Origin of the sequence: Streptomyces sp. NPDC006326 (genome assembly GCF_040612915.1) — a bacterium.
Lineage (GTDB): Bacteria > Actinomycetota > Actinomycetes > Streptomycetales > Streptomycetaceae > Streptomyces.
Genome location: NZ_JBEXRC010000009.1, coordinates 1 through 22941, shown reverse-complemented (window position 1 = coordinate 22941; position 22941 = coordinate 1). Strand labels below are relative to the sequence as shown.

Sequence of the window (22941 nt, the reverse complement as noted above, 5' to 3'; positions counted from 1 at the left end):
ACCTTGTGAGAGGAACGATGGACCGCTCGACATCACCCTCCTCTCCCCACCTGCGGCTGCTGGGTCAGTTCCGGCTGACGTACGGCGCGGAGGCGGTGAACCTGTCCGGGAACGCGCAACGCCTGCTGGCCCTCGTGGGACTGCGCTCGTGCGTCAGCCGGACGGTCCTCGCGGGAACGCTGTGGCCGGAGGCCACCGAGGCGCGTGCCAGGGGCAGCCTGCGCAGCGCACTGTGCAAGCTTCCGCATGGCGACCGGAGACTGGTCATCTGCTGCAGGAACACGGTCTCGCTCGTCGACTCCGTGACCGTGGACGCCCGCGTGCTCGCCGATACGGCGCTGCGCGTGGTGCGGTCGCCGGGGGCACCGGGGGTGACCGGCGTGGAGGCGGTGCCGGCGGTCCTGTTCGGCGACGGGGAACTTTTGCCCGGCTGGGACGAGGACTGGGTGCTGCTGGAGCGGGAACGGCTGCGGCAGTTGCGCCTGCACGCCCTCGACGCGCTGGCCAACGGCCTGGCCCGGGAAGGTCAGCACGCACTCGCCCTTGAGACCGCCCTGACGAGCGTGCGCACGGAACCGTTGCGGGAAAGCGCGCACCGAGCGGTCGTCGCCGCGCATCTGGCGGAAGGGAACGTGCACGAGGCGGTGCGTCATTACGTCGCCTTCCAGCGCCTGTTGCACGAGGAGTTGGGCGTACCGCCTTCGGCCCTGTTCGCCCGCCTGCTCCAGTCGGGCGGCGAACGCCGGCACACGCCTTCCCCGCTTCGTGATGAGCGCGGCCGTACGCTTCAGACCCGCCGTGCCGCCTCCGTCGTCGGAGCGGACGGGCCGCGACCTCCGTGAAGAGGGCCGGCGTGGAGTGGTCACCGGCGGCCCTCCACGTGCCCTGATATGGGGACGCCGGCCTCGCAGGACCCGGCGGGTCAAGGGTGGAGTGCGTAACAGCGGACGACGTCGAGATCGGCGGTGCGGACGACCGACCAGCCCGCGGTGAGCAGCTCGGCTTCGGCGGTGCTGATCCCCAGGTACGCGTGAGGGTCGGAGTCTGCGCGGCGGCCGCCGAGTTCGGTGACGACCCAGAGGGTTCCGCCGGGCGCCAGGATCTGCCGGACGCGGTCGAGGAAGGCGGCCTTGTCGTCCATCCACCGGTAGAGCAGGCGGCAGGTGACGACCGCGTACGCCGGATCCGGCAGGGTGGCGAGGTCGTCGGTGGTGATGTCCATGCACCGCCAGAGCGGGCCGGGAGCGGATTCGGTGCCGTCTGCGGCCGCGAGGGCGAGGGAGCTGGGGGCGCAGTCGATGCCGGTGGTGCGGTAGCCGAGACGGTGGTGCAGGTGGCGGGCAAGGGCGCCGTCCCCGCTGCCGATGTCGAGAGCCGGGCGTCCGCGGCCGGGGCCGAGGTGTTCGGCCAGGAGCGCAGCCTCTGCACCGTTGATCTGCCGGTATCGGCGCCCGTCGGCCCAAAGGGGTTCCCAGTAGGCGGCTGTCGCGGTCGTCATGAGCGGCTCCTCTGAGGACGGCAGTGCCTATGAGGGTTCCAGATGCCGAAGGCGGCAGAACGGCCGAAAAAGCAGCCACCCCGTGCGAGGGGTTCGGCGGTCCGGAAAGGGTTCCTGCGGCGCGCGTCAGGGGCCTGAGCCGGCCGGGCGGCTCAGGCCCCTGACATGTGGGGGCGGCGTGGGCGGCGGTCAGCCGGCTTCCGCGAGGGTGGGGGTGCTGGTCTGGGTGTAGGCCGCGGCGGCCAGGCAGGCCTTGAGCCGTGAGCACAGGCCCAGCTTGGCCTGGATGCTCACGATGTGGGCGCGGACCGTGCGTTCGGTGATGAAGAGACTGTCGGCGATCTCGCCGTTGGTGGGTCCGTCGGCGAGGAGGAGGAAGACCTCCTGCTCGCGGGTGGTGAGGCGTCCGACCTTGGCAAGGGCGGCCATCCAGCTGGGTGTGGGGCGGTCTTCGGTGTGCATGTTCCCCCTGTCGTGCGCCAGGGGCGGGGATCTGGCGGTGCTGCCCCTGGGGACTGGTGAGCCGAGGGCTCGGTTCGGTGCGGTGTGCCGGACGAGGGACGCCTGGTCAGTGGCGTGCGGGTCCGGGGCCGGTGTCCGGTGCGCCGGTCAGGATGTGTCCTCGCGGGACCGGGACTTGGCGACCCAGTAGGCGCCCTGGACGACCAGGGCGATGCCGGCCAGCTGCGGCCCGTGCCTCAGGAGCGTGTTGTCGCCCGCGATGGGGAGCAGGCCCCAGGTGGTGATGACCACGAGGACGATTCCGAGGACACCGGCTGCGATGCCTGCCGCGAGGTAGAACGCGGGCGACCGGCGCGACTGGTCAGGTTCTGGTGCATTCATGATCATATTTTTACCTCCGCAACTCACCCACCTCGTAACTTTTCGGCCATCCCGCCGTGGGGCGGGGCGGGGTCATGGGGTGCCGTCGGGCACCTCCTCCGGGTCGAGGTATCCGGAGGCCTGCAGGGTGAAGAGGCGTGCGTAGGTCCCGTCCGCCTCCATCAGCTCGCGGTGGCTGCCGTGTTCGATGAGGCGCCCTCCCTCGAGGACGAGGATGTCGTCGGCCATGCGGACGGTCGAGAACCGGTGGGCGATGAGGATGGCGGTGGCGCCGGAGGCGATCTCCCCCAGTCGGCCGAAAACTTCGGCCTCGGCCTCCGCGTCGATCGACGCCGTCGGTTCGTCCAGTACCACCAGCGGGGCCTTGCGCATGAACGCGCGGGCCAGGGCCACCTTCTGCCACTGCCCGATCGACAGCTGGTGGCCGCCCTCGAACATGCGCCCCAGCGGGGTGTCGTACCCCTGGGGCAGCTTGGCAAGGAACGGGTCCGCCCCGCTCTCCTCGGCGGCCCGGCGGATGCGCTGCCCGTCCGCCAGCCGCGCGATCTTGCCGAAGCCGATGTTCTCCGCGGCCGGCATCTCGTACTGCATGAAGTCCTGGAAGATCACCCCGATGTTGTCCCGGAGGTCGGCCAGGTCGTAGTCGCGCAAGGGGACGCCGTCGAGGTAGATCTCGCCGGACGTGGGTTCGTACAGCCGGGCCAGGAGCTTGACGAGTGTGGTCTTGCCCGCACCGTTGTGGCCGACCACGGCAGCGCAGCGGCCGGCCGGGATGAAGCAGGAGAGCCCGTCGAGTACGACCTTCTCGGTGCCGGGATAGACGAAGGTGACGTCCCGGAACTCGATGCCCTCGCGGATCGGGGAGGGGAAGGGCCGGCTGCCGCCCTTGATCCGGGATTCGGGCAGGTCCAGGTACTCGAAGATGTTCCCCACGAACAGGATGTTCCGGTAGAGCTCGCCGATGCCGAACAGCACGCTGTGCGCGGAGGACTGCACGACGTTGATCGCCTGGGTGTACGCGGCCAGCCGGCCCACGGTCGCCGCCGAGGTGGTGCTCAGCAGGGCGAACAGCAGGGCTCCGGAGGAGACGAGCACGCTCAGCAGGCCCAGGGGGAACGCGGCGAAGGCCTGCTTCCTGGCCAGGGTGCGGTCGGTGTCGTAGAACTCGCGGGTGAGCGCCTGGTACCGGCTGACGAACTCCCCGCCCAGGTTGAACAGCCGCACCTCCTTGAAGGCGCGGTCGGTCGTGGTCAGCTGCTGGAGGTAGTGCATCATCCGGCGCTTCGCCGTGCGGTCCCGCTCGACCTGGTACCCGCGCCGGCCGTAGACCACCGAGGCGAGGATCGACGGGATCGGGGAGGCGAGGATCAACAGCCCGACCCAGACGTTCCACGAGAACAGCAGGCCGGCGACGGAGACCAGCTGCACGACGTTCTGTCCGACGTCCAGAAGGCCTTGGAAGATCTGGTAGGGACGGGTCGAGCCTTCCTGGTTGGCGCGTTGGAGCACGTCGTAGTTGTCGGCGTTCTCGTAGTGCTCCAGGTCCAGCCGGGTGGCCTTCGCCATGATGCGCTCGTTGATCTTGTACATGAACTGCAACTGCAAGATCATCCGCGCGTACTGCTCCCACGTCCCCAGGAAGTGCATCAGGGCCGCCAGCACGGCGAGGACGGAGCCGAGGACGACCACGTAGCGGGTCGCGGGGCCGTCCCAGTCGTGGCCGATCGCGTCCACGACCGCCTGTACGGACGCCTGGGTCAGCTTGATCTGGAGGGCGGGCAGCAGGCCCGTGAGCAGCGTTAGGCCGAGGATGGCGCAGACGCTCTTCGGGCTCAGTTCCCAGAAGAGTGCGATGACCCGGCTCGCGTAGCGCAGCCTCAGCCACCGGCTTCCGGTCGACTCCGCGGGTGTGTCCGCGCCCGCGCCCGCGGCGTCTGCGGCAGTGCCGTTCCGTTCACTCACGTTCCCACCTCACCTGGCCGGCCAGCCTTTCGTACTCCACCGCTCGCCTCGCCGTCACCGGCGCGGCCTGGTCCGGATCGCGTCCAGTGCCAGCTGCCACAGGCCGTAGCAGTGCTCTTCCCTCTCGCGGTCCACCCCGAGGAACCGGTTGCTCTGCATATGGGCGAGGCTCGCCAGCAACCCGCTCTCCACGGCGTCCGCCCCCGCCCCGTGCCGCTCGCGCAGCGCGGCACGGGCGGCCGCCGCCGCCCGCTTCTGCTCCTCGAACAGCGGCAGCAGCACCTCACGGTGGGCCAGCGCGGCCGGGTCGGGGTGCTCCTCCCACGGGGCCAGGAGGTTCGTCACGTGGCGGCGACCGGAGCGGAACTCCTTGCGCACCGGGTCGGTGATCGGCGCGAGGGACGGCGCGTGCGCCGGCGCCGAGCCCAGCCATCCCTCGTACAGGGCGTGGTGGGCGAAGACCATGACGTGCTCCGCCGACAGAGCCGGGTCCCCGCCGGTCAGGCCGAGCAGGCGCACCACGGCGTCGCTGTTGGCGGAGAAGACCTCCTCGACGTGCTCGATGACACCGAGGCCGCCGTACCGTTCGATCTCCCGCTCGTAGACGTCGGTCTGGATGCCGTCCACCCCACCCGATTCGAGCAGTGAGCTGCCCCAGCGGGCCGCCTCCACCAGCAGGGCCTCGCGGGCCTGGGCGCCGTTCGCGTGCAGTCGGATGCGCAGGTGAGCGTCCGGGTCCACGTAGCGGATGAAGAACCACCGGTCCAGTACGCCGACGCGCCGGGCGTGCCGAACGAACTCCGCCAGCGGGCCGGTGATCAGATCGTCCTGGGCGTCGTGCGGCAGGTACAGCTTGAGATACGTCCAGTCGGTGGCGGGACCGAACCGGCGCAAAGGGCTGCGCAGTGGCGCGGCGGCACTCCCGCGCGCGGCGGCCTTGTGGGCGACCTCGGCGGTGCGCGCGCGCAGCGCCTCGTCACGGCCGGACGCTGCCGTCACCAGCGGTACGACGATCTCGCTGACGTGGGGGCGGCCCTCGGAGTCGGTCAGCCACAGGCCGTCGGCTGCGGGAAGCATCTCGTGGAGTTCGAGGTAGCGCGGTGAGCCGTCGCGGAGCGCGGTCAGCGCCTCGCGTCGGAGCTGTCCTCGGCCGAGGGGGCTGTCGAGGTCGAGGAGCAGCCGGTTGTCCATCTGGACGACGTACACGTAGCGGTCGATGCCCCATCGTTCGCGGGCCGCCGCCAGCGCTTCGTCGAACGCGGCCGGGCCGGCGGCGCCGTCCGCTCCCACCAGGTCCTCGGGCGGTACGTTCCACTGCGCCGGGCGCAGCACCACCCGTCCATGGCGTACCCGCGGCAGGAACGGGAGGGTGTCCATGTCGTCCCAGCCGAAGCCGTTCGGAAGGGCGTAGCCGTCGTGGGAGGCCTCCAGCAGGAAGCGGCCGACGTTCGGGACGGTCGTCGCGACGAGCATGTGCGTCTGGTTGACGACCACTTCCTTGCCCAGGCGCCGGGAGCGCACGTAGAAGCGGTTCCCGGTCGCGCCGATGACGAGGTCGTCCAGGCGCAGCTGTCGCTCCTTGTCCATGGTGGGGAAGGTGCTCAGCGGGATCTCGTAGGAGCGCAGCCCGGGGTGCACGGCGACGTTGGACCCCAGGGCGAAGGTGGGCTGGTAGCTGAGTTCGGCGTGGACGGTGTCCGGACGCCGTTCCTCCTCGGCCTGCAGGTAGGTGCGCAGACGCTCCCGGGCCTCGTCGCCCAGTACTTCTGCGAAGCGCCCCATGGACCGGCCGCCGAAGATCATGCAGTCGGCGGTGGTGACGAGCTGCCATTCACCCGCGTCGAGGGCCTGCGGGGAGGAGGCGTGGACCTGGCAGAACAGGTCCACCGCGGGCAGAGGCGGGGCGCCGTCGGCCGGGTCCCAGACCGCGAGCCGGTCGACGTCGGCATCGGTGAGGGTCAGCGTCCGCTCCCCCGCGCTGAGGCAGTCGGCGAGGAGGCGGCCCAGGTGTCGCTTCTGGGCGTCGGGGACGGGCGGCGGCGGTGAGGCGTACCGGCCGAACGGCGGGGCGGGCTGCGTGTACGTCGTGGGAGCGCCCAGTCCGGTCCGCGGGTCGAGCAGTTCCAGGACCGGGACCTCGGTCTCGGTGCCGTACTTCTCGACGAACCGGCCGTGGTAGTCGACGATGTGCTGCTGTCGTACCGGATGGCAGCCGAGCCGCATCAGCGTCTCGGCCGCCGCCGCTGCCGCCAGGCCGACGGAATGGTGGAGCGACGGGCGGGTGACGGCCATCCCGGTGTCCACGTGCAGGGTGGGCGCGTGGCCGGAGGGGCGGTGGATCCGGTGCTGGAGGGACACCGCCTCGGCGAACAGCCCGTCCTTTCCGCCGGGAGCGGTCGCGTCGGCCTTGTCGAGGACCCGGCGCAGCTCCGCCCAGTTCCCGGCGGCGGCTTCGTCCCCGCGCTCCTTCGCGAGCCGGGCCATGTGCTCCTCGGGCCGGAAGTCGGTGCGTGCGGGGCGCAGGCCGGTCAGGAGGAAGCGCTTCCGGTTCAGCGACAGCAGGTACTGGCGTGCCGCCTCGCGGCGTTCCTCGCCGGCTTCCGCTGCCAGCCGGTTAAGCAGCGCGGGGAACGGCACCGGGTCTGAGCACAGTTCGCGGATGCGGCGCAGCATGGGGGTGGCGGTGATCGTGATGGCGCGGTTGTCGCTGTCCCCGTACACGTCGGCGTACGGCAGGACGAACTGGTGGCCGGCGTCCAGGATGAGGGGGTTCCACAGCAGCTCGCAGGCGGCCACGACGTCGTCGTCCGCTTCGAGTTCGCTGATGTGTTCCAGCAGCCAGCGCATGTCGGAGCGGGTACGGGTCGTCGAGGCGGCCGGGTCGGCCCTGGTGTGCGTGGCCTCGGCCAGGGGCAGGACGGCCACACCGGCGAACGCCCCGAAGGGGGTGGGGCGGCTGCTCATCCGGGTGATGTAGCGGGCCAGGCTGGAGACGAGCCGCTCGCCGCGCTTGCCGTCGGCGAGCCGCTCCCCGCCGGGGGCGTGCTTGTCCAGTGCGTCCGCGAGGTCGGGGCTGGCGATACGGACGGCCTCGCCGACCTCGGGGCGGCGGGCGGCGGCCAGGATCCGGTCGGCCTGTTCCTGCGGGCCGGTCATGGTGTCGGGGTCGCGGTGGAGTTCCTTGAAGGTGCCGATGTCCAGCATCGGGGCCCGGAGCATCACGAAGCCGACGGGTTCGTAGAGGCCGCTCACTGTGGCGTGTTCGCCTTTCTTCACGTGTCCGTCACCATCCGAGCATCAGGCTGCTCGACCACAGCGGTCGTTCCCCGCCGGCCACCATGGCCAGGGCGGCGCCCACTCCGGCCGCCCCGGTGAGGAACCCGGGGTCGTCCACGAAATTGGCGGGAGACTCCTCGTCCCGTACGACGAGCAGGTGTCCGGTGTCGCACGCGGCGAGGACGTGCCGGGTCAGCTCGCCGGTGGCGTGGACGGCGCGCGGGTCGCCGCTTCGGTGGGAGAAGTAGTGGGCTACGCAGAGCAGTCCGGTCAGTCCGTGGCACAGGGTGGGTGATTCCACGTCCGCCCCGTGGCCGCACCGCTTCATGGCGCTGTCGAAGGCGTCCAGTGCCAGGCGGCGCAGACCTGGGTCGTCGAGCACGTCGGCGGCCTGGTGCAGGGAGACGGCCACGCCGGGTGCGCCGTAGCACCAGGCGGTGCGGGTCGGTTCCGGGTGGCGGGTGTCGGGCCGGCCTTCGGGGGTCAGGGGGACGCCCGCGGGCCAGTCGACGCCGTGGGTGTCGGTCATGGACCACTGCACCAGGTCGTCGGTGAGCCGCCGGAGGGCGTCGGCGGTGCCGGGCTCCGAGGTCCCGCTGAGGCGGGCGGCGGCGAGGGCGGAGACGACGCCCGGTATCCCGTGCGAGAGCCCGGTGTTGTAGTAGCCGTGGGGGTACTGCGCCCGGTACTCCTCCAGCGGGTAGAGCTCCGGTGTCACGAAGCACTGGGAGTGGCCGTTCTCGGCCGGGCGGGCGCTGTGCACCAGGTAGCGGACCAGGAGGTCGCGGGCATCGGCGACGGCAGCCGACAGCGGGCCCGGGAGCGCGCACAGGGCACCGAGGACGCCCGCGGCGCCGCCGATGACGTCGTAGTCGGTGGCGGCGAACCCGTTGTCGCGTTCGGGCCAGGCGTGTTCCAGCACCTGTGCGGCGACCTGTTCGCGCAGGGTGCGGGCGCTGCCCCCGTACCGGGAGTCGCTTTCGTTGAACTCCTCGACGGCGAGGAGGAGTCCGGAGCTCCCCAATAATGCGGAGGTCATGGTGAGCGGGTGGGAGTGCGTGGTGGCGACTGCCTGACGCAATTCCTCCTGGGCTGCCGTGAACCATTCCTGCTGCTGATGCCCTATGGAATTCCGGGACAACGCGAGATAAAGGAGTGCGGTTCCTGTGCGCCCTTTGGCGAGGGTGGCGCCACCCCATTCGAAGGGATTCTTCGCCGTACGTTCCGATTCTGCGACAGCCTGCTCCACGAGGGCGTCCTGGCGAAGCCGTGAACCGATGAGTCCGGCGGCGGAAAGAGGGGTGTCGACCCCTTGCTGTGCTGGCATCGTCAACCGTTTCCGAGCGAGTGTTTCGGCCTGCCGTACGCACGGGGGTGCCGGGCCGGCCCGGCACCCCCTCACGCGTTCGTCAGCAGCCGACCGGACACTGCGTGGCGCAGCTGAGCAGGGTGCAGGTCTGCTTCACCGTGGGGCACTTGGTGGTGCAGCCGAGGCAGGTCTTGGTGGGCCACGGCTCGGCGGTGGCCTCACCCTGGGACGTGACCTTGACATCCAGGACGAACGGGTCGGCAACAGAAACGGCAGACATCGCTGCTCCTTTCAATGAACGAAAATGACGGCTGGCCGGAAGAGGAATTCACGGACGATGCCCGTTTCACGAGCGGCGCGAGCGACGGACAGAATTTCCGTGGAACGCGCAGGCCGGTACCGAACCCTCCCCCGTCGAACATTTCGTGCGTATGTCCGGACAACCAACAACCTATCCACGGCCAGGCCCGTGATCAACGCGAAAATAGCCACCCGGAAGGATTGTGACTCTCCCCATATGCCAGTTCTGACAATGGACCGGCATTCAAGCGCTCTGTTAACGGGGGCGGGCCCAGCGCTTCACCATGCCTTCCGCGCGGGTCCTCGCCTCCTCGGGCAGACCGGCGAGGGCGGTCGTTCCGTGGGTGGCTCCCGCAACGGTGAGCACCTCCGAGTCCCGGGTGCGCCGGCCCGTGGAGAAGCGCTCGGATCCCCAAGGGTCCCACTGGCCGTAGACGAACAGGAGCCGACTGCCCTCGCGGTCGATCCAGTCCTGGATGTCGCGCATCGCCGTGCGGTCCGGGGCGGCGCCGCGCAGCTGCTGCGGCAGCCGGTTGCGGATGTCGTAGACGTCCGGGTAGCGGCGCAGGTCGTCGAGCCAGGAGAACGCGGGGGAAGGACTGCCGATCTGCGTGGCGGCCTGGTAGTAGTACGCGGCGTGCGCCCCGATCCGCTGGTCGGTGTAGCCGTCCAAACCGTCGAGGGAGAAGTGCAGCCAGCCCCACAGCGTGTCCAGGTTGGCGTCGGCCACGGGAATCTTGTCGCAGCCGTCCTCGCCCCACAGCATCCAGTAGGCGAAGACCGACTCCATCGCCATGAACTCCAGGGCGCGGTCGGCGGTGCCGAAGGTGGCGGTGTAGGTGTACCCCTGCTCCTTGGCCCAGGCCTCCAACCGTGCGCCCAAGGCCTCGCGGTGGGTGAGGAGCTGCCGGCTCACCCTCTGGACATCGGCGCGGCACTGCGCCGTGCCGACGGTCGCGAGGAAGCGGTCGTACGCGCGGTCGTCGCCGTCGTCCACGTCGTGGGGGGCGACGTAGGCGACGGTTCCGTCGACGTCCTGGGGATGGAACCTGCGGTGGTAGACGGAGGCCATGCCGCCCTTGCTCCAGCCGGTACCGATCCACTTCCGGCGGTAGACGCGCTTCAACGCGGTGACCACGGCGTGGTAGTCATCGGCCGACTGACGGACGGTGAGGGTGGACCAGTCGGGTCTCGCCGGCGTGGACGGACCGAAGAACCGGTGCTCGATCTTCAGCTCGTTGCCCCCGAGGAGCCGGGTGGGTTCGCTGGTGCCGTCGCTCTCGTCCAGTTCGTACCCGGTGGAGTACAGCACCGTGGGGGCGTCGAGCGAGTGGTGGATCAGGTTCAGGCGCTGCTCGAAGGTGCCGCGCGTATGGTCCCGGTGATCCGCCCACTGGCGGAACGTCAGGGTGTACTGGCGGTCGCCGCCGTCCAGTACGTGCTCCGCGTGCACGCTCAGCCCGGGCACCGCCGCCAGCAGGGCCCGTATGTCAGCGGCCGCCCCGTGCGGAGGGGCCGCCGGTGCAGCCGCCGCGACGGCCGGGGCGGTGGCGATCGCCGTCCCCGTGGCCGTGATCAGCAGGGCGGTGACCACCGCCGCGGCCCGCCGGCGGATCGTCCGGCGCCTCTGTTCGTTCCGGGCCAAGGTGCCCTCCCGTTTCAGTTGGAGTGTGCTTCCCGGCTGCGGCTCAGGGGTGACCGGCCGCAGCCGTCACCAGCTCACCGTGCGGAGCCCCGCGACGGTATTGGCGCTTGCGACAGGGTCGGACGCGGCAGTGGCGCACCGGCGGGGCGCCGAGCTGCGGCGTCGGCGGCGGTGGTGCCCCAGGCCGGCAGGCGGCGTCGGCACGTGAGGCTCGGTGCTGTACCGGCCTGGTGGTGCGGTCAATCGTTCAGGAGGCGCCGAGGACGACGGCCAGTGAGGCGGCGCATCCGAGGTGAGCGACGACCATGAGCACCCAATCCAGGCCACCCATGCGTCGGCGGCTGCGAGCCAGCAGCCTCCACTCGAACGCCATCAGCACCAGGGCGAGGAGGAACAGCGGGGCCCAGAGCAGAGCCCACCAGGACCATACGTCGACGACGCGGAGCAGGAGGGCGACCACACCCAGGACCACCACCGGCACACCCCAGCCCGGCTTCTGCTTCTCTTCGTCGGTGGGGTGCGGTGCGGGTGCGTTGGAGGACTTGTTCACGTTGTGGGAGACCTCTCGGGTAGGCGGGGCAATGCCAGAGGGACGCGCCGCAACCTCGGCTGCGGCGCGTCCCCTTCAGTCACCGCTCACAAGGCCGTCAGTGGAACAGCTCCCAGATGCTGTACAGGTCACTGCCGACGCCGGCCGCGGTCAGCGGAGCCTTGACGTACCAGGGCAGGTCTCCGTACCACTTCTTGAAGTCGGCGTACTTCCCGCCGACGGCCTTGGCGAAGCCGGGCACCTTCTTGAGGAGCTCCAGGGCCTTGTCCCACTTGCCGGCGGCAGCGCTCTCGCCGTTCGCGATGGCCTCGAGCTCGGCACGGTCCGCCGCGCTGTACTCGATGCCCGAGTTCAGGAGGGCTCCGGCCGCCTGACGGATCGCCTGGTCCTCGTCCTGCGTCGCCGCCACGGTGGCGCGGGGCGCGGGAACGGCGGTGCTCGCCTGTGCCGCGGTGCCGCCGAAGCCCAGAGCAAACGCCGCGAGCACGGCGACGCCCCCGATACGTACGGTGTTGCGATTCACGTATTCTTCCCTTGTGTCATGCACAAAGGGGTGCGGAGATCAGGCACCTGTTCGTGGAGCCGACGGCTTGGACACTTTCGGCCCCGAACCGTTCCTGGCTCCGCCCCCCGTGCGGATTACCTTGCACACGCACCGAGTTGGCCTGGTCAGGACCCCCGAGGTGCGTGTGCAATGAACGTAACGCACCCCGGCAACCACGCCCAAAGAGTTCTCATCGTGAGCCCGATCACAGGATGAATTCCGGCCATACCCCCTCACCGAGGGAATACCCACGCCCCTCCGGCGCCCGGCCTTTGTTCACCGCGGGCTGCGGCCAACAGCGCTTGTTGCCAAGTGCGAACGGTCCGAACGAAGCCGGTCAAAGCTTCGTCAAGGATGGCCTGAACCACTAACCCAGCCCTCCCGTCCTCCGCGGTACGACGGTCTGGGCGGACCTGACGACGCCTCGCCCCGCTGGCAAGCCGAAGCCGGGGCGGAGGGGGCACAGCCCGGCGTAAAGAGGCCCAGCGCTTCGCGGGGCATTAGGCACGCACCGACGCGCACACGACCCAGAGCTGGCTCCTCCCCAGCAGCCCGGCAGCGACTGCCCCTCTGCGAAGTTCATCCCCGCGGGTGCGGGGAGCAGGCCCGCGCACCTCGAAGTTTGTGCTCGGGGTCGGGTCCATCCCCGCCGGTGCGGGGGGGCAGCCGGGTCCCCTCCCCGTCGGCCGGACCGCGCTGGGGCCATCCCCGCGGGTGCGGGGGAGCAGACCCGAGTCTGCATCGACGACATGCTCGGCCCGGGATCATCCCCGCGGGTGCGGGGAGCAGAGCCCGTCCCCGATAAGTCGGTCGAGGATCCGAGGGTCATCCCCGCGGGTGCGGGGAGCAGCACTTGCGGCCCTGCCACGTCGGGTTCTCGATGGGGTCATCCCCGCGAGTGCGGGGAGCAGGCCATGGTGTGCGGGACCCCCCAGATATCAATGGGGTCATCCCCACGGGTGCGGGGAACAGGCTTCTTGAGCTGGCACTTTAGGTCAGGCGAAGGCGGTATGCGCGCACTTTCATTGATTCCGGCAATCGCGACATCGTCCGCGGCCTCTGGAGTGTCCGCTCAGGGAAGCCGGCCGGCTCCGGCGCGGTCTGCAGGGGTTGCTGGAAGCGGTGCAGGCGCCTGAGGTGCCGGCAGGAGTTCTGTGGGGAGGTCCGGGACGGGGATTCGGCGTTTGAGTGCGCGGTGGCCGGCACCCGCCACGAGCACGACCAAAGCCCACGTCAGCGGTTCCGGCAGGCTCAGCAGGGACAGCAGTTTCCCGACCGCGACGAGGCCTGCGATGAAGAGGCCGAAACCGAGGACCTTCGCGCCGAGCGACGCGTTGCGCAGCGGCGGACCCTCCCAGTCCGGGTCCGCGGTCAGCAGTTCGGCGGAGACAAGAGGTCGGGCGCTGGAGGACAGGTGGGTCGGGGTCACCGTGCCGGCGAGGAGCGATCCGATGATGCCGAACAGGGTGGCGAGCGCAGCGGAATCTCCCTCGGCGATACGGACCTTGGCCGCGTGCAGGTTCCGTACGACCTCGAGCGCCTCCGCGCGCAGCCGGGCCCGGTGCACGGCGTCGGTGCGCCTGGGCTCCAGCTCCACCTGCCGGTCGAGCGCCGCGCAGAGCTCGTCGACGGACGCGCAGACCGCTGAACTGCGCGAGTGTCCGCGTGCCTCCTCCTGCCTCGTCGCCGGCTCCCGGCAGGCTTCGACGACGCGGACGGCCATGAGGGTGGTGTGCTCGAGGGGAACGGAGCGGGCCAGCATGCGGCGATCCACCTCGGCGATGACGAGGACCCCGCCGAACATCCCCCACACCAGCGGCACCATCCAGGGGGAGCCGTCGTCGAAGTGCCCGTTCAGCACGAGGAACAGTGCCGCGACGACACCCAGGTAGGGAAACAGCCACAGCAGCAGGATGGAGAAGATCGAGAAGCGGCGGTCGTCCAGCCGCCGCTGCAACCGCTCGGGCCCCGGCAGGTCGGCCCCGGCCGGCACCTGCTCCCGCAGTGCCTGCAGCACCTCGGCCGCACGGACGTCCGACGGCTTCCCCCAGCCCATCCGTCGGGCGAGGCGGAAGACCCTCCCCCGAGGCATGCGCGTCCTGGTCGTCCACTGGGGAGCGACCAGACACAGGGTGACCCCGACGTACAGGCCGATCCCCCACACGAACTCCATGAAAAGGCTCTTCAGCATGAAGGGAATCATCCGGCCCCGCACTGACAACGCGGCGCCGTACCGCCCGGCTGCAGACACGGAAAGGGGGCCGAAGCCTTCCGGTGGCCGCGCCCGGCCCGCAGCGAATATAGTGGGGGCCACCAAGTTACTCAGGCACGAAGGGCCCCCGCCTCGGTGGGGGCCCTTCGCCGTGTCCGCGGGAGCGGCACCCCTCAGGCGACCTGCAGCTTCGGCCGGCCGGTCGGGGCGGGCGGCGCCTGGTGGTACGTCGGGAGCTTCAGGTTGGGCAGGTCCCCCTCCTGGATGCGGACGAGGGCCGCGCGGAACGCCGCCTCCATCATCTCCGGGCTCTCGTACTTCGCTGCGAGCGGGTGCAGCCGGTACGAGTTGCCGTTGCGCTCTTCACTGCGCGGCCTGAGCACGATGTTCAGGTCGCACAGGGGCGCCATGAGCCCGCTGACGGCCTGGGGCGTGACCCCGTACTCGGCGGCCATGTCCTTCTGCCGTACCGGCAGCGCTCCCCCGAAGTCGCTGCGCGAGACGAGGTACTGGAGGAACTTGACGGCGGACCCTGACAGCGGCAGGGCCCAGATGCGCTCCGCGACGATCGGAGACATGACGTTAGCCATGGGACAGCCTTCCTCGAGAGCGGTCGCCCGTGCAGGGGCCTGGCAGCACTATCACCCGGTACGTCTCCTTCCGCGAACCTCGATCTCGCTCCCGAAGTCGAGGTCCAGCTCCTCCTGATGGGCGCCCTCGGGGCCCACCGCGTACGGGAACGCTTCGACGTCGTTGTCATGCCGGTCGGCGATCTCCGCGAGCACCTCGTGCTGGGCCGTGCTGTTTCCGTGGAACCACAGACGCACGTTGATCTGGATCCGGCCGTTGCCGGCCTTCTCCACCCAGTTGTAGCCGCACAGCGCCTGGACGGCACGGTTGACCGTGGAACGCGTGATCATCTTGCCGCCCTTCTGGGCGGCGATCTTGTTGAGTCCGTCGGTGATCTCCTGCTGCGTGTACTGGGTGATGCCGGTCCCCGGCACCTGCCCTCCGGCCACAAAGAGGAAGACGCACAGCTGGGACTTGGTGATGCTGTTGGCGACGGCGAGCTGCGCCAGCAGCTGGGTGAACCAGTTGCTGGCCAGGCTGTACCCGGCGCCTCCGGCCATGTCATGGACGGCTCGGGGGTCTGCCGCGTACTCGAAGTGAACCCCCTTGAGTCGACGCCGGCCGCTGGGGTCGGCGACGCCGGCCACCTTCTCGCCGAGCTGCTGGCCGAGTACGGCCAGGATGTCGCCGTACTCGGCTTCGTTCCCTGCGGCGACCGGTGTGGGTACAGGACGGGGCCCGCGCTGTCGGCGACGTGCGGGCTGATCAGATGTCACAGGACCTCCTTGTTACTCAGGCGGTCCGAGACTATCCAAAAAATCAACGTGTGCTTGTCTTTTGACGCGTCGACGCGCCGCCGATGTGCCAGATCCGGGGCACTGTTCGAAGGAGGCGCCGAAAGTACACGGTACGTGAAGTTATTTTGCGGTCAAGCTCCGAAAGTACACGACTGCTTGACTTCGGTTGTCGCTATGGCAGCACATTCCGGAGGGGTCTGCGGGTGTGCACGGGCTCTGCGCGCGTGTGAGCCCGACGCTCTGACCTGCGGTGATCCACAGCCTGTGGGCCGCCCGGAAAACTCAAGCGCTGCTTGAGTTTTCGGCGAAATGTGCTCGCCAGGTACACACTTCGGGAGTCCAAATGTGTCCTGGGCGACACACCCCCTCTAGCAAACCCGCAGGTCAGAGCCCTGAAAACGCCGCGCCCTCTTATTAAAGAGCAACGGGACCGCCCGCATCAGTCGACTCCGGCCTGCTGTGACCTCAGCATGTCCGCGGTGCCGGTGCGAGCCCGTCCGACCCACGCACGAACGGGTTGCTCCCCCCTGTCTCCCCCACTGATGCACTAGCCAAAGCACGCGCACTTCACGAGTGCTGTACTTTCTGTGCGACCTGGCAACCCCCACCCCTGCCACAGCTCACAGCAACCACTCTTCGCTGTGGCCCTCATGCCCAGTGAGGGCGCCCAGCGCCCGAGGGGTGCACCGGCGACCGTCAGGGAGCCGGGGCAGGGCGTGAGGGGGAGCGGGTCCAGGGCGCCCAAGCGCCTGGCGAGGGGGTCTGGGGGGCGAGTAGCCCCCCATGCCAAGGCCGGTCCAGCGCGGCCTAGGCGCTGGCGGGGTCCAGGGGCTGGCCCCTGGGATGTACGGTCCGCAGCTTGCCGTGGACAAGAGCTCCGATTCGGCAGACCGGGTTTCTACTCGGCCTTTGACGGCCTGCTTGCCTTGCTGCACCGCACCGCTGAACTCGCCCGATAAGGTCGCCGTCATGTGGGCGGGACTGGATCTGGTCGAGTGGGCAGCACTGGAGCACAACTACGGGAGCGCCGACGACGTACCCGGCCTGCTGCTCAGGTGCGCGGGTCCGGATCCGCACGATGCCGACGATGCCGCGTCGGAGCTGCTCAACCTGCTGTGCCACCAAGGCGGCTGGGTCTGCTCCGCGGCCCCAGCCGCCTTGCCCTTCATCCTGCGCCTGGCCTCGACAGCCCAGGTGCCGAGCCGCCTCGCGGTGCTGGAGCTGACGGCAATGTTGGCAGCGGAAGCCACGCAGGTCGCAGCCGAAGCCTCAATCCAGCCTGGGCACCGGCATGGGAACGGGCGCTCCCCGAGGTACTCAAGCTGTTGGATGACCCCGAGCCGGGGATACGGAGGGCCGCGGCCGACGTGGTCGGTGTGTGCGCCAGCCCCGGTGAGCTCTTCTGCCCGCGCTGCTGCGCTCCTGGCGGAGTGAGAACGATCCGGCAACCCGCCTTGAGCTGGTGCTCGCCCTTGGCCAGGCTTCGCAGCGCGCGCCCCTCGGCGTCCCCGGGGGCGAGGTCCAGGCCCTGCTCCGTGGTCTGCTCGACGCTCCGCAGCCACAGATACGTCTGGCAGCCGTACATGCGCTCGCTCAGAGCGATCCGGAGCTGCCTGCCCAGCGGCTGAATCTTCTGGTGGAAGCGGTCCGGGACCCGAGCGTTGAGCTGTGGCGCCACACCAGCTCAGTGCAAACGGGAGTACGGGGCGTCCAGCAGTGGACGGGGGACCTGATGGCCGGGCAGTCTCCCCTCTTCACCCTTGGCCTGCTGGCGGACCACAGCGACGAGGAGCAAAGGGTTGGAGCCTTGGCTCAGGCCGGCGGCCTGCTGTCCCGGTGGCACTCACCTACCGCCGCGCTGGTCCCTCGCATCGCCGTACGGTTGGACGATCCTGCCGCCGAGGTGCGATTTTTGGCGGCTGAGTTGTTGGCTTGCCTGGGTCCGCAGCAAAGGCGTACGTTGACGACATCGCGGAGCTCCTTGCCGATGACTCCGCCCGGACGTCATGTGGAGGGGAGACTGTCGCCGAGGCTGCCATGTGGGCGCTGGCGCGGATGAACGACCCTCGTTGCGTGCCGGGACTGGTCGAGTTGCTGGCCGGCGAGCCCTCTGGTTTCACGTCCGCTCACCTCCACCACCCTGCCGTCGACTGGCATACCGCCGTTCTGCCCGCGCTCGACGAAGTACTGCACAACCTCGTGGAACACGCGGAAGCCCTCATGCCGGCGATCTGCATCCGACTCACTACCGCCAGGGACCACCTGCTCACCCGGCTCTGCAAGCTTCTTGCGGATTGGGGCCCCTTCGCCGCAGCGGCAGTTCCGCAGCTGCTCCACCTCCTGGAGGACGACCAGACCTGGCAGGCTGCCGCAACCGCCTTGGCTGGGATCGGAGAGGCCGGGAGCGAGGCCCGGGAGCTGCTGATGGCACGGGCTCGCACCGGCGGATCACGCCAGGATCTTGCGGCCTGGGCCTCCTGGAAGGTCGGCGGCGACCCCGAGCCGGCTCTGGAGGTACTCGGACCTGCTGTCACCGAGGGGTTCTGCCGGCCCGCCATGGCGATGCTCGCCGACTTCGGACCGTATGCCGCGCCCCATGCGGACCGGCTTCTCACCTTGATCGCCGACGAGGACCCCTGGACGAGCATCACGGCGGCGCATGCCCTGTGGGCCGCCACCGGGGACACGACGAACACGGTTCCGGCCCTCACCACCGTCGTCCGGGACCTGGCCCAAGGCGTCTATCGGCCGGTCATGCTCCCCGCCGTGCGCCATCTGGTACGGATCGGCGGAACGGCATCCCAGCCGACGGCGAGCATCCTGCGAGGGGTACCAGCCCTCGACCAACGGCTGCGTACCAACGGCGGTTGGCGTGGTTTCACCCAAGACGAGGAGATTCGCGCCGCCGTCAACAAACTGCTGACTGCGCTCGACAGGCCTGTCTGAGCCGAGGACTCAGAGGTCGAAGCGGCCCAGCGAAACACCGCTCGGCCATGAGGGCATGGCAGCGGTGCTGCGTTGCGACTCGGCGAGGGCAGTCACTGCACCGAGTGATCGACTGTCACAGCGATGTTCTGTCGCCGAAGGTGGATAGCCAGGAACTCTATCTCGACCAACGTGCCGAAGAGGCCGGTGTCCACGAGCTCGGCGGCGCATCTGCGTGCCTCTCCCAGGGACAGTTGCTGCGCTTCGCGCAGACCCTTCAATACAGGGACCAGGGTCGCGAGTGTTTCGACGAGGCGAAGCCGCGCCAACCCGTGAGCTTCGAGCAGAGCCTGCCGGATGTGCTCAGGAGTAGCCGAGCCGCCGTCATGCTCGCACCACCCGTCGGGACACCCTTCACACCAGCCTTCGCTGCCCCAGCGCACCATGCCCCGCTCGATGAACTGACCGATGTCGCATCTCAGCACCCCGCCACATCGCCCACACCGCTCTTCGGTCTGGACCCCCTGCGTGATCATCACCCTGCTTCGGCCCGCCGTTCCTTTGCCGGTCGACTAGAAGAGGCCGGCGCGCATGTGCTGCGTGAGGTCCTCCAGGACATCGCGGAGCCATGGGCTGCGGACGGCCGGCAACCGGACCAGAGTGTGCCGGAACACTCCCGGGTCCGCCCGGAACAAGTATCCAGGGCGCGGCATGGGCGGGTCGTCGCGGAGGACGCCGTCGGGCATGCCGCCCGACGCGGGGACGGGCAGGTGCTGTTCGGGGAAGGCGAACCACATCCACACGCCGAACGGCAGCGGCACCAGGTAGGCCAAGGGGACCAGGCCGCCCGGGGTCCACACCTCCCCCGTTTGCGGATGAGTCGGGACGAGGAGGATGTCAGCGTCCGGGTCGGGAGTGGGCTGTCCCGGTCCGGTCAGGACGGCGCGCAGCGCCGGTGGACCGGCGGGCAGCAGGGCGTCGAGGGCGCGTTGGAACACTTCCTTGAGCAGGCCGTCCGGGACGGTCACCGGTCCGCCTCGCGAGGCCGCCAGCAGGTGGGCGAGCGCCCGGCCGGCTGCCGCCTTCCACTGCGGGCTCCATGACCAGTAGTGGTTCGTCCCCCCTCGCGGTCCCCAGGTGGTGACCGGTTCGAACGGCGGAGTGCCCTGCCATTGCTCCATCAGCTCTCCCCAGGAGAGCGGTGCGGGGTCGGCGCCTTCGACGGGGAGGCGGCAGACGGTGTTCGGGTCGAGCCATACGGCTTGCCAGAGAGAGCAGTCGTCGATCCGGCTCGCCACGGGCAGACCGCACGCCTCGCAAGCCATGTTGGGGCCTTCTGCTCCGTCAAGGCCGCAGCAAGAGCCTCCGCCCTTCTCCGGGATCAGCCGAGTGCCGCGGGCGTCGCCAGGTGCGATGACGATCGCGCCGGGTGCACCGTCGGAGAGGGCGTAGACGGGTGCGTAGATGCCGCGGGCCGTTGCCTCGTCCGGATCGATCTCCTCCCACCTGCGCCATGGCGGCCCCCAGGGTTCCGGGTCCACGGCGAAGGTGCCCGACTCCATGAGCACCGGAAGCTGAAGCCCGTTCCCGTACTTCTGACGCGCGTGGACCGGCAGGTCGACCTGGGAGAGCGGGGCGGTCAGCTCGGCGCCGCACCCGGCGCACACGAAAACGAACAAATGTCCTCCGCTAGTGAAACAGCAGGGCATCGTCGCAGCTCTCCGAAGGACCGGCCAACGCATTTTTCATCCGCTGCCGGCCCGGGCACGGCCACGTGCCTCCCTGAGTGGTGAACACCTGCTGTCGTTCTGACGGACAGAGCCAGTCGTGACATGCGCGGGCAGCCAGACCGGTCCGGTCCTGATGCTGCGGGGCTGTGCGCGAGAGCCCACCGAAACGGCGCCAGCCCGGGTCAAATCCAACATACGGAGGCAACTTGTGTCGGTGTGCCTCTTCGCCTTCCGCCCTGGAGGTTAGTAAGGTACCCGCATGACCGCTCCATACGATCCGGAAGTCAGGGAAAAGGTAGTCGCCAAGCTGCCCGCGTCCCTGCGGCAGGAACTCAAGGTCCGCGCCGCCCAGTTGGGCGTGGACATCCAGGACGCCGTCACCGAGGGCATCCACGCCTGGCGTGCCGATGCCTCCGCGGCGACTCCCGTGGACACCTCCGGCGCCTCTTCGTTCTCCACGTACCTGCCCACAGGCCTGTACGGGGACTTCAAGGAGGACTGCCAGGCACGGGAGGTGCCGTACAACCAGGGCGTCGCCCAGTCGATCCGGCTGTGGCTCGACACCCATCCCTCGCCGACGGGGCGGCGGCGCCCGGCACACGAGGGCGCCCGCCGGATCGTGGTCTGCAACCAGAAGGGCGGTGTGGGCAAGAGCGCGATCAGCAACGGGCTTTCCCAGGCCCTCGCCGAGACCGGCGCCCGCGTCTGCGTCATCGACTTCGACCCACAGGGCCACCTGACCCGCCACCTGGGCGCGGAGATGCTCGGCATCAAGGAGCCCAGCCTCGCCAAGCACATGCTCGGCGAGATCGAGGGCCGGGTGCGGGAGCTCCTCGTACCCATCGAGCACGGGGTCTTCGCCGGCCGCCTCTTCCTGCTGCCCTCCTGCAAGGACGCCTTCCTCCTCGACGCCCGGCTGGCCACCACCCGCCACGTCCGGACCAAGGAAACCGCCCTGGAAAAGGCCCTGGAGGAACTGGAGAAGGAGTTCGACTACATCGTCGTCGACTGCCCTCCCAGCCTCGGCTACACCATGGACACCGCGCTCTACTACGCCCGGACCCGCGAGGGCGAGGCGCCGAAGACGTCCGGCATCATCGTCCCCGTCCAGGCCGAGGACACCTCCGCCGACGCGTACGACATGCTCAGCGAGCAGCTCGAAGACCTGATCGACGACCTCGACATCGAGATCGCCCAGCTCGGCTTCGTTGTGAACCTCTACGACAGCCGGAAGGGGTACGTCGTCACCTCCTCCCTCAACAGCTGGAAGGAGTTCGGGGACCCGCCGGTCATCACGGTCATCTCCGACCTCAAGGAGCAGCGCGAAGCCGTGCGCGTCAAGCTGCCCCTGCTGCACTACGCGCCTGACTGCGAGCAGTCCGAGGCGATGCGTGAGATCGCCCGGAGGATCGCGGCATGAGCAAGAGCGACCTCCTCGGCACCGGCGCAGCCTTCAGCAACGCCCGCCGCACCAGCGGCGGGCGCAGCGAGCGCGGGCGGGCGAAGGCCATCGCCCAGGGCGACCTGCCGGCGTACGAACTGATCCGCGTACCCCTGGACCAGGTCTCCCCGACCCCCCTCAACCCGCGCCGCAACTTCGGCACGGACGAGGACCTGACCCGCTTCGGCGAGGAGCTGCGGCAGGCCCAGCTCTCGGCCTGTGTGGTGGTCAGCCGCAGCGCATACCTCGGGCTGTGGCCCGACCACGAGTCCCGGATCGGGGCGGCCTCGTACGTCCTGATCAACGGCGAGCGCCGCTTCCGCAGCGCGCTGCACGTGGGGCTGGAGGCGCTCGACTTCGTCGTACGCGACGACCTCGCCGGCTCCCGTACGGACTTCATCGACCACCTCCTCGCCGAGAACCTCGAACGCGAGGACTTCGACGTGATCGAGCGGGCCCGCGGTGTGCAGCAGCTCGTCGACACGTGCGCGGAGCAGGGCCGCGAGCACGGGGCGAAGTCGCGCGCGGCGGAGCGGCTGGGGAAGTCGCCGTCGTGGGTGACCAACCAGCTGGTGCTGCTGGAACTGCCCGAGGAGATCCAGCGGATGCTCAGCTCGGGGGAGCTGCCCGAGCGGGACGGGCGGGCCCTGGCCCGTGCGGCCAAGGACCGGCCTGGCGTGGGCGCGGCCGAGCTGCTGGACCTCCTCAAGGAGACCAAGGCACAGGAAGCCCAGGTCAAGGAGGCCCAGCGCGAAATCCTGCGCAGCGCTGCCCAGGAGCCGGCGCCGGTACGCGCGGAACCCGCGGTGCCCGACGCCGGGGGAGTGGTGGACAACCCGGAGCACACCCAGGCACCCGCCCGACTTTTGTCCGCGGACAAAAGTCGGGAGAGCCCGAGCCCTGCCTCACCGCGCACGGAAGCACCGATTCCGGCTGATGAGCCGGCTGCCGCACCCGTGGCCGAGGCGACGGCGGTGGCACCGGTCCTCGCTGAACCCGTACGTGCGGAGCCGGTGGGGGAGCGCGAGCCCGAAGGAGTCATCCCTGCGCAGGGCAGGGGAGTGGAGGCCACCTCCGTTCCGTGGCAGGACCCGAAGGCGGTGTGCGAGGTGATCTGGGCGAACATGTCGGCCAAGCACCGGGCCGAGCTCACCATGCTCCTGATCGAGAGCAACAGCCAGCGAAGCTAGACCCGCTGAACCGAATCGAGGGCTCCACCGCACGCGGTGGAGCCCTCGACTTTTGTGCGCGGCCAAATGTCGTCCACGACGGTGAGCGTGAGGTGGCCGCCCTCCACCCCGGCCGTCACCGTCACCCCCGTGGCTCCGGCGTGGCGGCG

The 22941-nt window shown here is 69.7% G+C and carries 20 protein-coding genes; 5 read left to right on the top strand and 15 right to left on the bottom strand.

What is annotated here, in order from left to right:
* Positions 1–17: 17 nt before the first annotated feature.
* Positions 18–842, top strand: a complete 825-nt coding sequence (locus ABZ128_RS09880) for a BTAD domain-containing putative transcriptional regulator (RefSeq protein ID WP_356847258.1) — start codon at positions 18–20, stop codon at positions 840–842.
* A gap of 80 nt (positions 843–922) precedes the next feature.
* Here the strand turns inward: ABZ128_RS09880 and ABZ128_RS09875 are convergent, their stop codons facing one another.
* The 13 genes from ABZ128_RS09875 to ABZ128_RS09815 form a co-directional block, all read right to left on the bottom strand.
* Positions 923–1498, bottom strand: coding sequence for a methyltransferase domain-containing protein (locus ABZ128_RS09875; RefSeq protein WP_356847257.1), 576 nt, complete (start codon positions 1496–1498; stop codon positions 923–925).
* Between the two features lie 189 nt (positions 1499–1687).
* On the bottom strand, positions 1688–1960 hold the full coding sequence (locus ABZ128_RS09870; protein ID WP_356847256.1) for a LuxR C-terminal-related transcriptional regulator: 273 nt from the start codon (positions 1958–1960) through the stop codon (positions 1688–1690).
* A 147-nt stretch (positions 1961–2107) separates the two neighbouring features.
* On the bottom strand, positions 2108–2341 hold the full coding sequence (locus ABZ128_RS09865) for a hypothetical protein (RefSeq protein ID WP_356847255.1): 234 nt from the start codon (positions 2339–2341) through the stop codon (positions 2108–2110).
* A 72-nt stretch (positions 2342–2413) separates the two neighbouring features.
* The gene (locus ABZ128_RS09860; protein ID WP_356847254.1) at positions 2414–4303 is read right to left on the bottom strand and encodes an ABC transporter ATP-binding protein; all 1890 of its coding nucleotides are present in this window, start codon (positions 4301–4303) and stop codon (positions 2414–2416) included.
* A 54-nt stretch (positions 4304–4357) separates the two neighbouring features.
* Positions 4358–7579 carry a lantibiotic dehydratase gene (locus ABZ128_RS09855; protein WP_356847253.1) on the bottom strand — a complete coding sequence of 1074 codons (3222 nt, stop codon included), beginning with the start codon at positions 7577–7579 and terminating at the stop codon, positions 4358–4360.
* Positions 7580–7586: 7 nt separating this feature from the next.
* The gene (locus ABZ128_RS09850) at positions 7587–8906 is read right to left on the bottom strand and encodes a lanthionine synthetase C family protein (protein WP_356847252.1); all 1320 of its coding nucleotides are present in this window, start codon (positions 8904–8906) and stop codon (positions 7587–7589) included.
* An 82-nt stretch (positions 8907–8988) separates the two neighbouring features.
* A complete protein-coding gene (locus ABZ128_RS09845; RefSeq protein ID WP_356847251.1) occupies positions 8989–9168 on the bottom strand; it encodes a hypothetical protein in 180 nt (59 codons plus the stop codon).
* 276 nt (positions 9169–9444) lie between these two features.
* Complete coding sequence (locus ABZ128_RS09840) at positions 9445–10833, bottom strand: S28 family serine protease (RefSeq protein WP_356847249.1); 1389 nt, start codon at positions 10831–10833, stop codon at positions 9445–9447.
* 247 nt (positions 10834–11080) lie between these two features.
* Positions 11081–11383, bottom strand: a complete 303-nt coding sequence (locus ABZ128_RS09835) for a hypothetical protein (RefSeq protein WP_356847248.1) — start codon at positions 11381–11383, stop codon at positions 11081–11083.
* A 97-nt stretch (positions 11384–11480) separates the two neighbouring features.
* A complete protein-coding gene (locus ABZ128_RS09830; protein WP_356847246.1) occupies positions 11481–11906 on the bottom strand; it encodes a hypothetical protein in 426 nt (141 codons plus the stop codon).
* 1093 nt (positions 11907–12999) lie between these two features.
* Positions 13000–14118, bottom strand: a complete 1119-nt coding sequence (locus ABZ128_RS09825) for a hypothetical protein (RefSeq protein ID WP_356847245.1) — start codon at positions 14116–14118, stop codon at positions 13000–13002.
* A gap of 194 nt (positions 14119–14312) precedes the next feature.
* Complete coding sequence (locus ABZ128_RS09820; RefSeq protein WP_356847244.1) at positions 14313–14729, bottom strand: hypothetical protein; 417 nt, start codon at positions 14727–14729, stop codon at positions 14313–14315.
* Between the two features lie 51 nt (positions 14730–14780).
* Positions 14781–15485, bottom strand: coding sequence for a hypothetical protein (locus tag ABZ128_RS09815; protein ID WP_356847242.1), 705 nt, complete (start codon positions 15483–15485; stop codon positions 14781–14783).
* A 1483-nt stretch (positions 15486–16968) separates the two neighbouring features.
* On the opposite strand from ABZ128_RS09815, the gene ABZ128_RS09810 reads away from it, so the two are divergent.
* Positions 16969–17565: a hypothetical protein gene (locus tag ABZ128_RS09810; protein WP_356847241.1), complete on the top strand. Its 597-nt coding sequence runs from the start codon at positions 16969–16971 to the stop codon at positions 17563–17565.
* Positions 17475–18452 carry a hypothetical protein gene (locus tag ABZ128_RS09805; protein ID WP_356847420.1) on the top strand — a complete coding sequence of 326 codons (978 nt, stop codon included), beginning with the start codon at positions 17475–17477 and terminating at the stop codon, positions 18450–18452. Before ABZ128_RS09810 ends, ABZ128_RS09805 begins: the two co-directional genes overlap by 91 nt.
* 92 nt (positions 18453–18544) lie before the next feature.
* Here the strand turns inward: ABZ128_RS09805 and ABZ128_RS09800 are convergent, their stop codons facing one another.
* Entirely contained in the window at positions 18545–18967 is a 423-nt protein-coding gene (locus ABZ128_RS09800; RefSeq protein WP_356847240.1) for a hypothetical protein, read from the bottom strand.
* 36 nt (positions 18968–19003) lie between these two features.
* On the bottom strand, positions 19004–20110 hold the full coding sequence (locus ABZ128_RS09795; RefSeq protein WP_356847238.1) for a hypothetical protein: 1107 nt from the start codon (positions 20108–20110) through the stop codon (positions 19004–19006).
* 310 nt (positions 20111–20420) lie between these two features.
* Between ABZ128_RS09795 and ABZ128_RS09790 the strand changes: the two genes are divergently transcribed.
* Positions 20421–21581, top strand: a complete 1161-nt coding sequence (locus tag ABZ128_RS09790) for a ParA family protein (protein WP_356847237.1) — start codon at positions 20421–20423, stop codon at positions 21579–21581.
* Positions 21578–22792: a ParB/RepB/Spo0J family partition protein gene (locus ABZ128_RS09785; protein WP_356847235.1), complete on the top strand. Its 1215-nt coding sequence runs from the start codon at positions 21578–21580 to the stop codon at positions 22790–22792. The genes ABZ128_RS09790 and ABZ128_RS09785 overlap by 4 nt, the downstream gene beginning before the upstream one ends.
* Positions 22793–22941 lie beyond the last annotated feature (149 nt).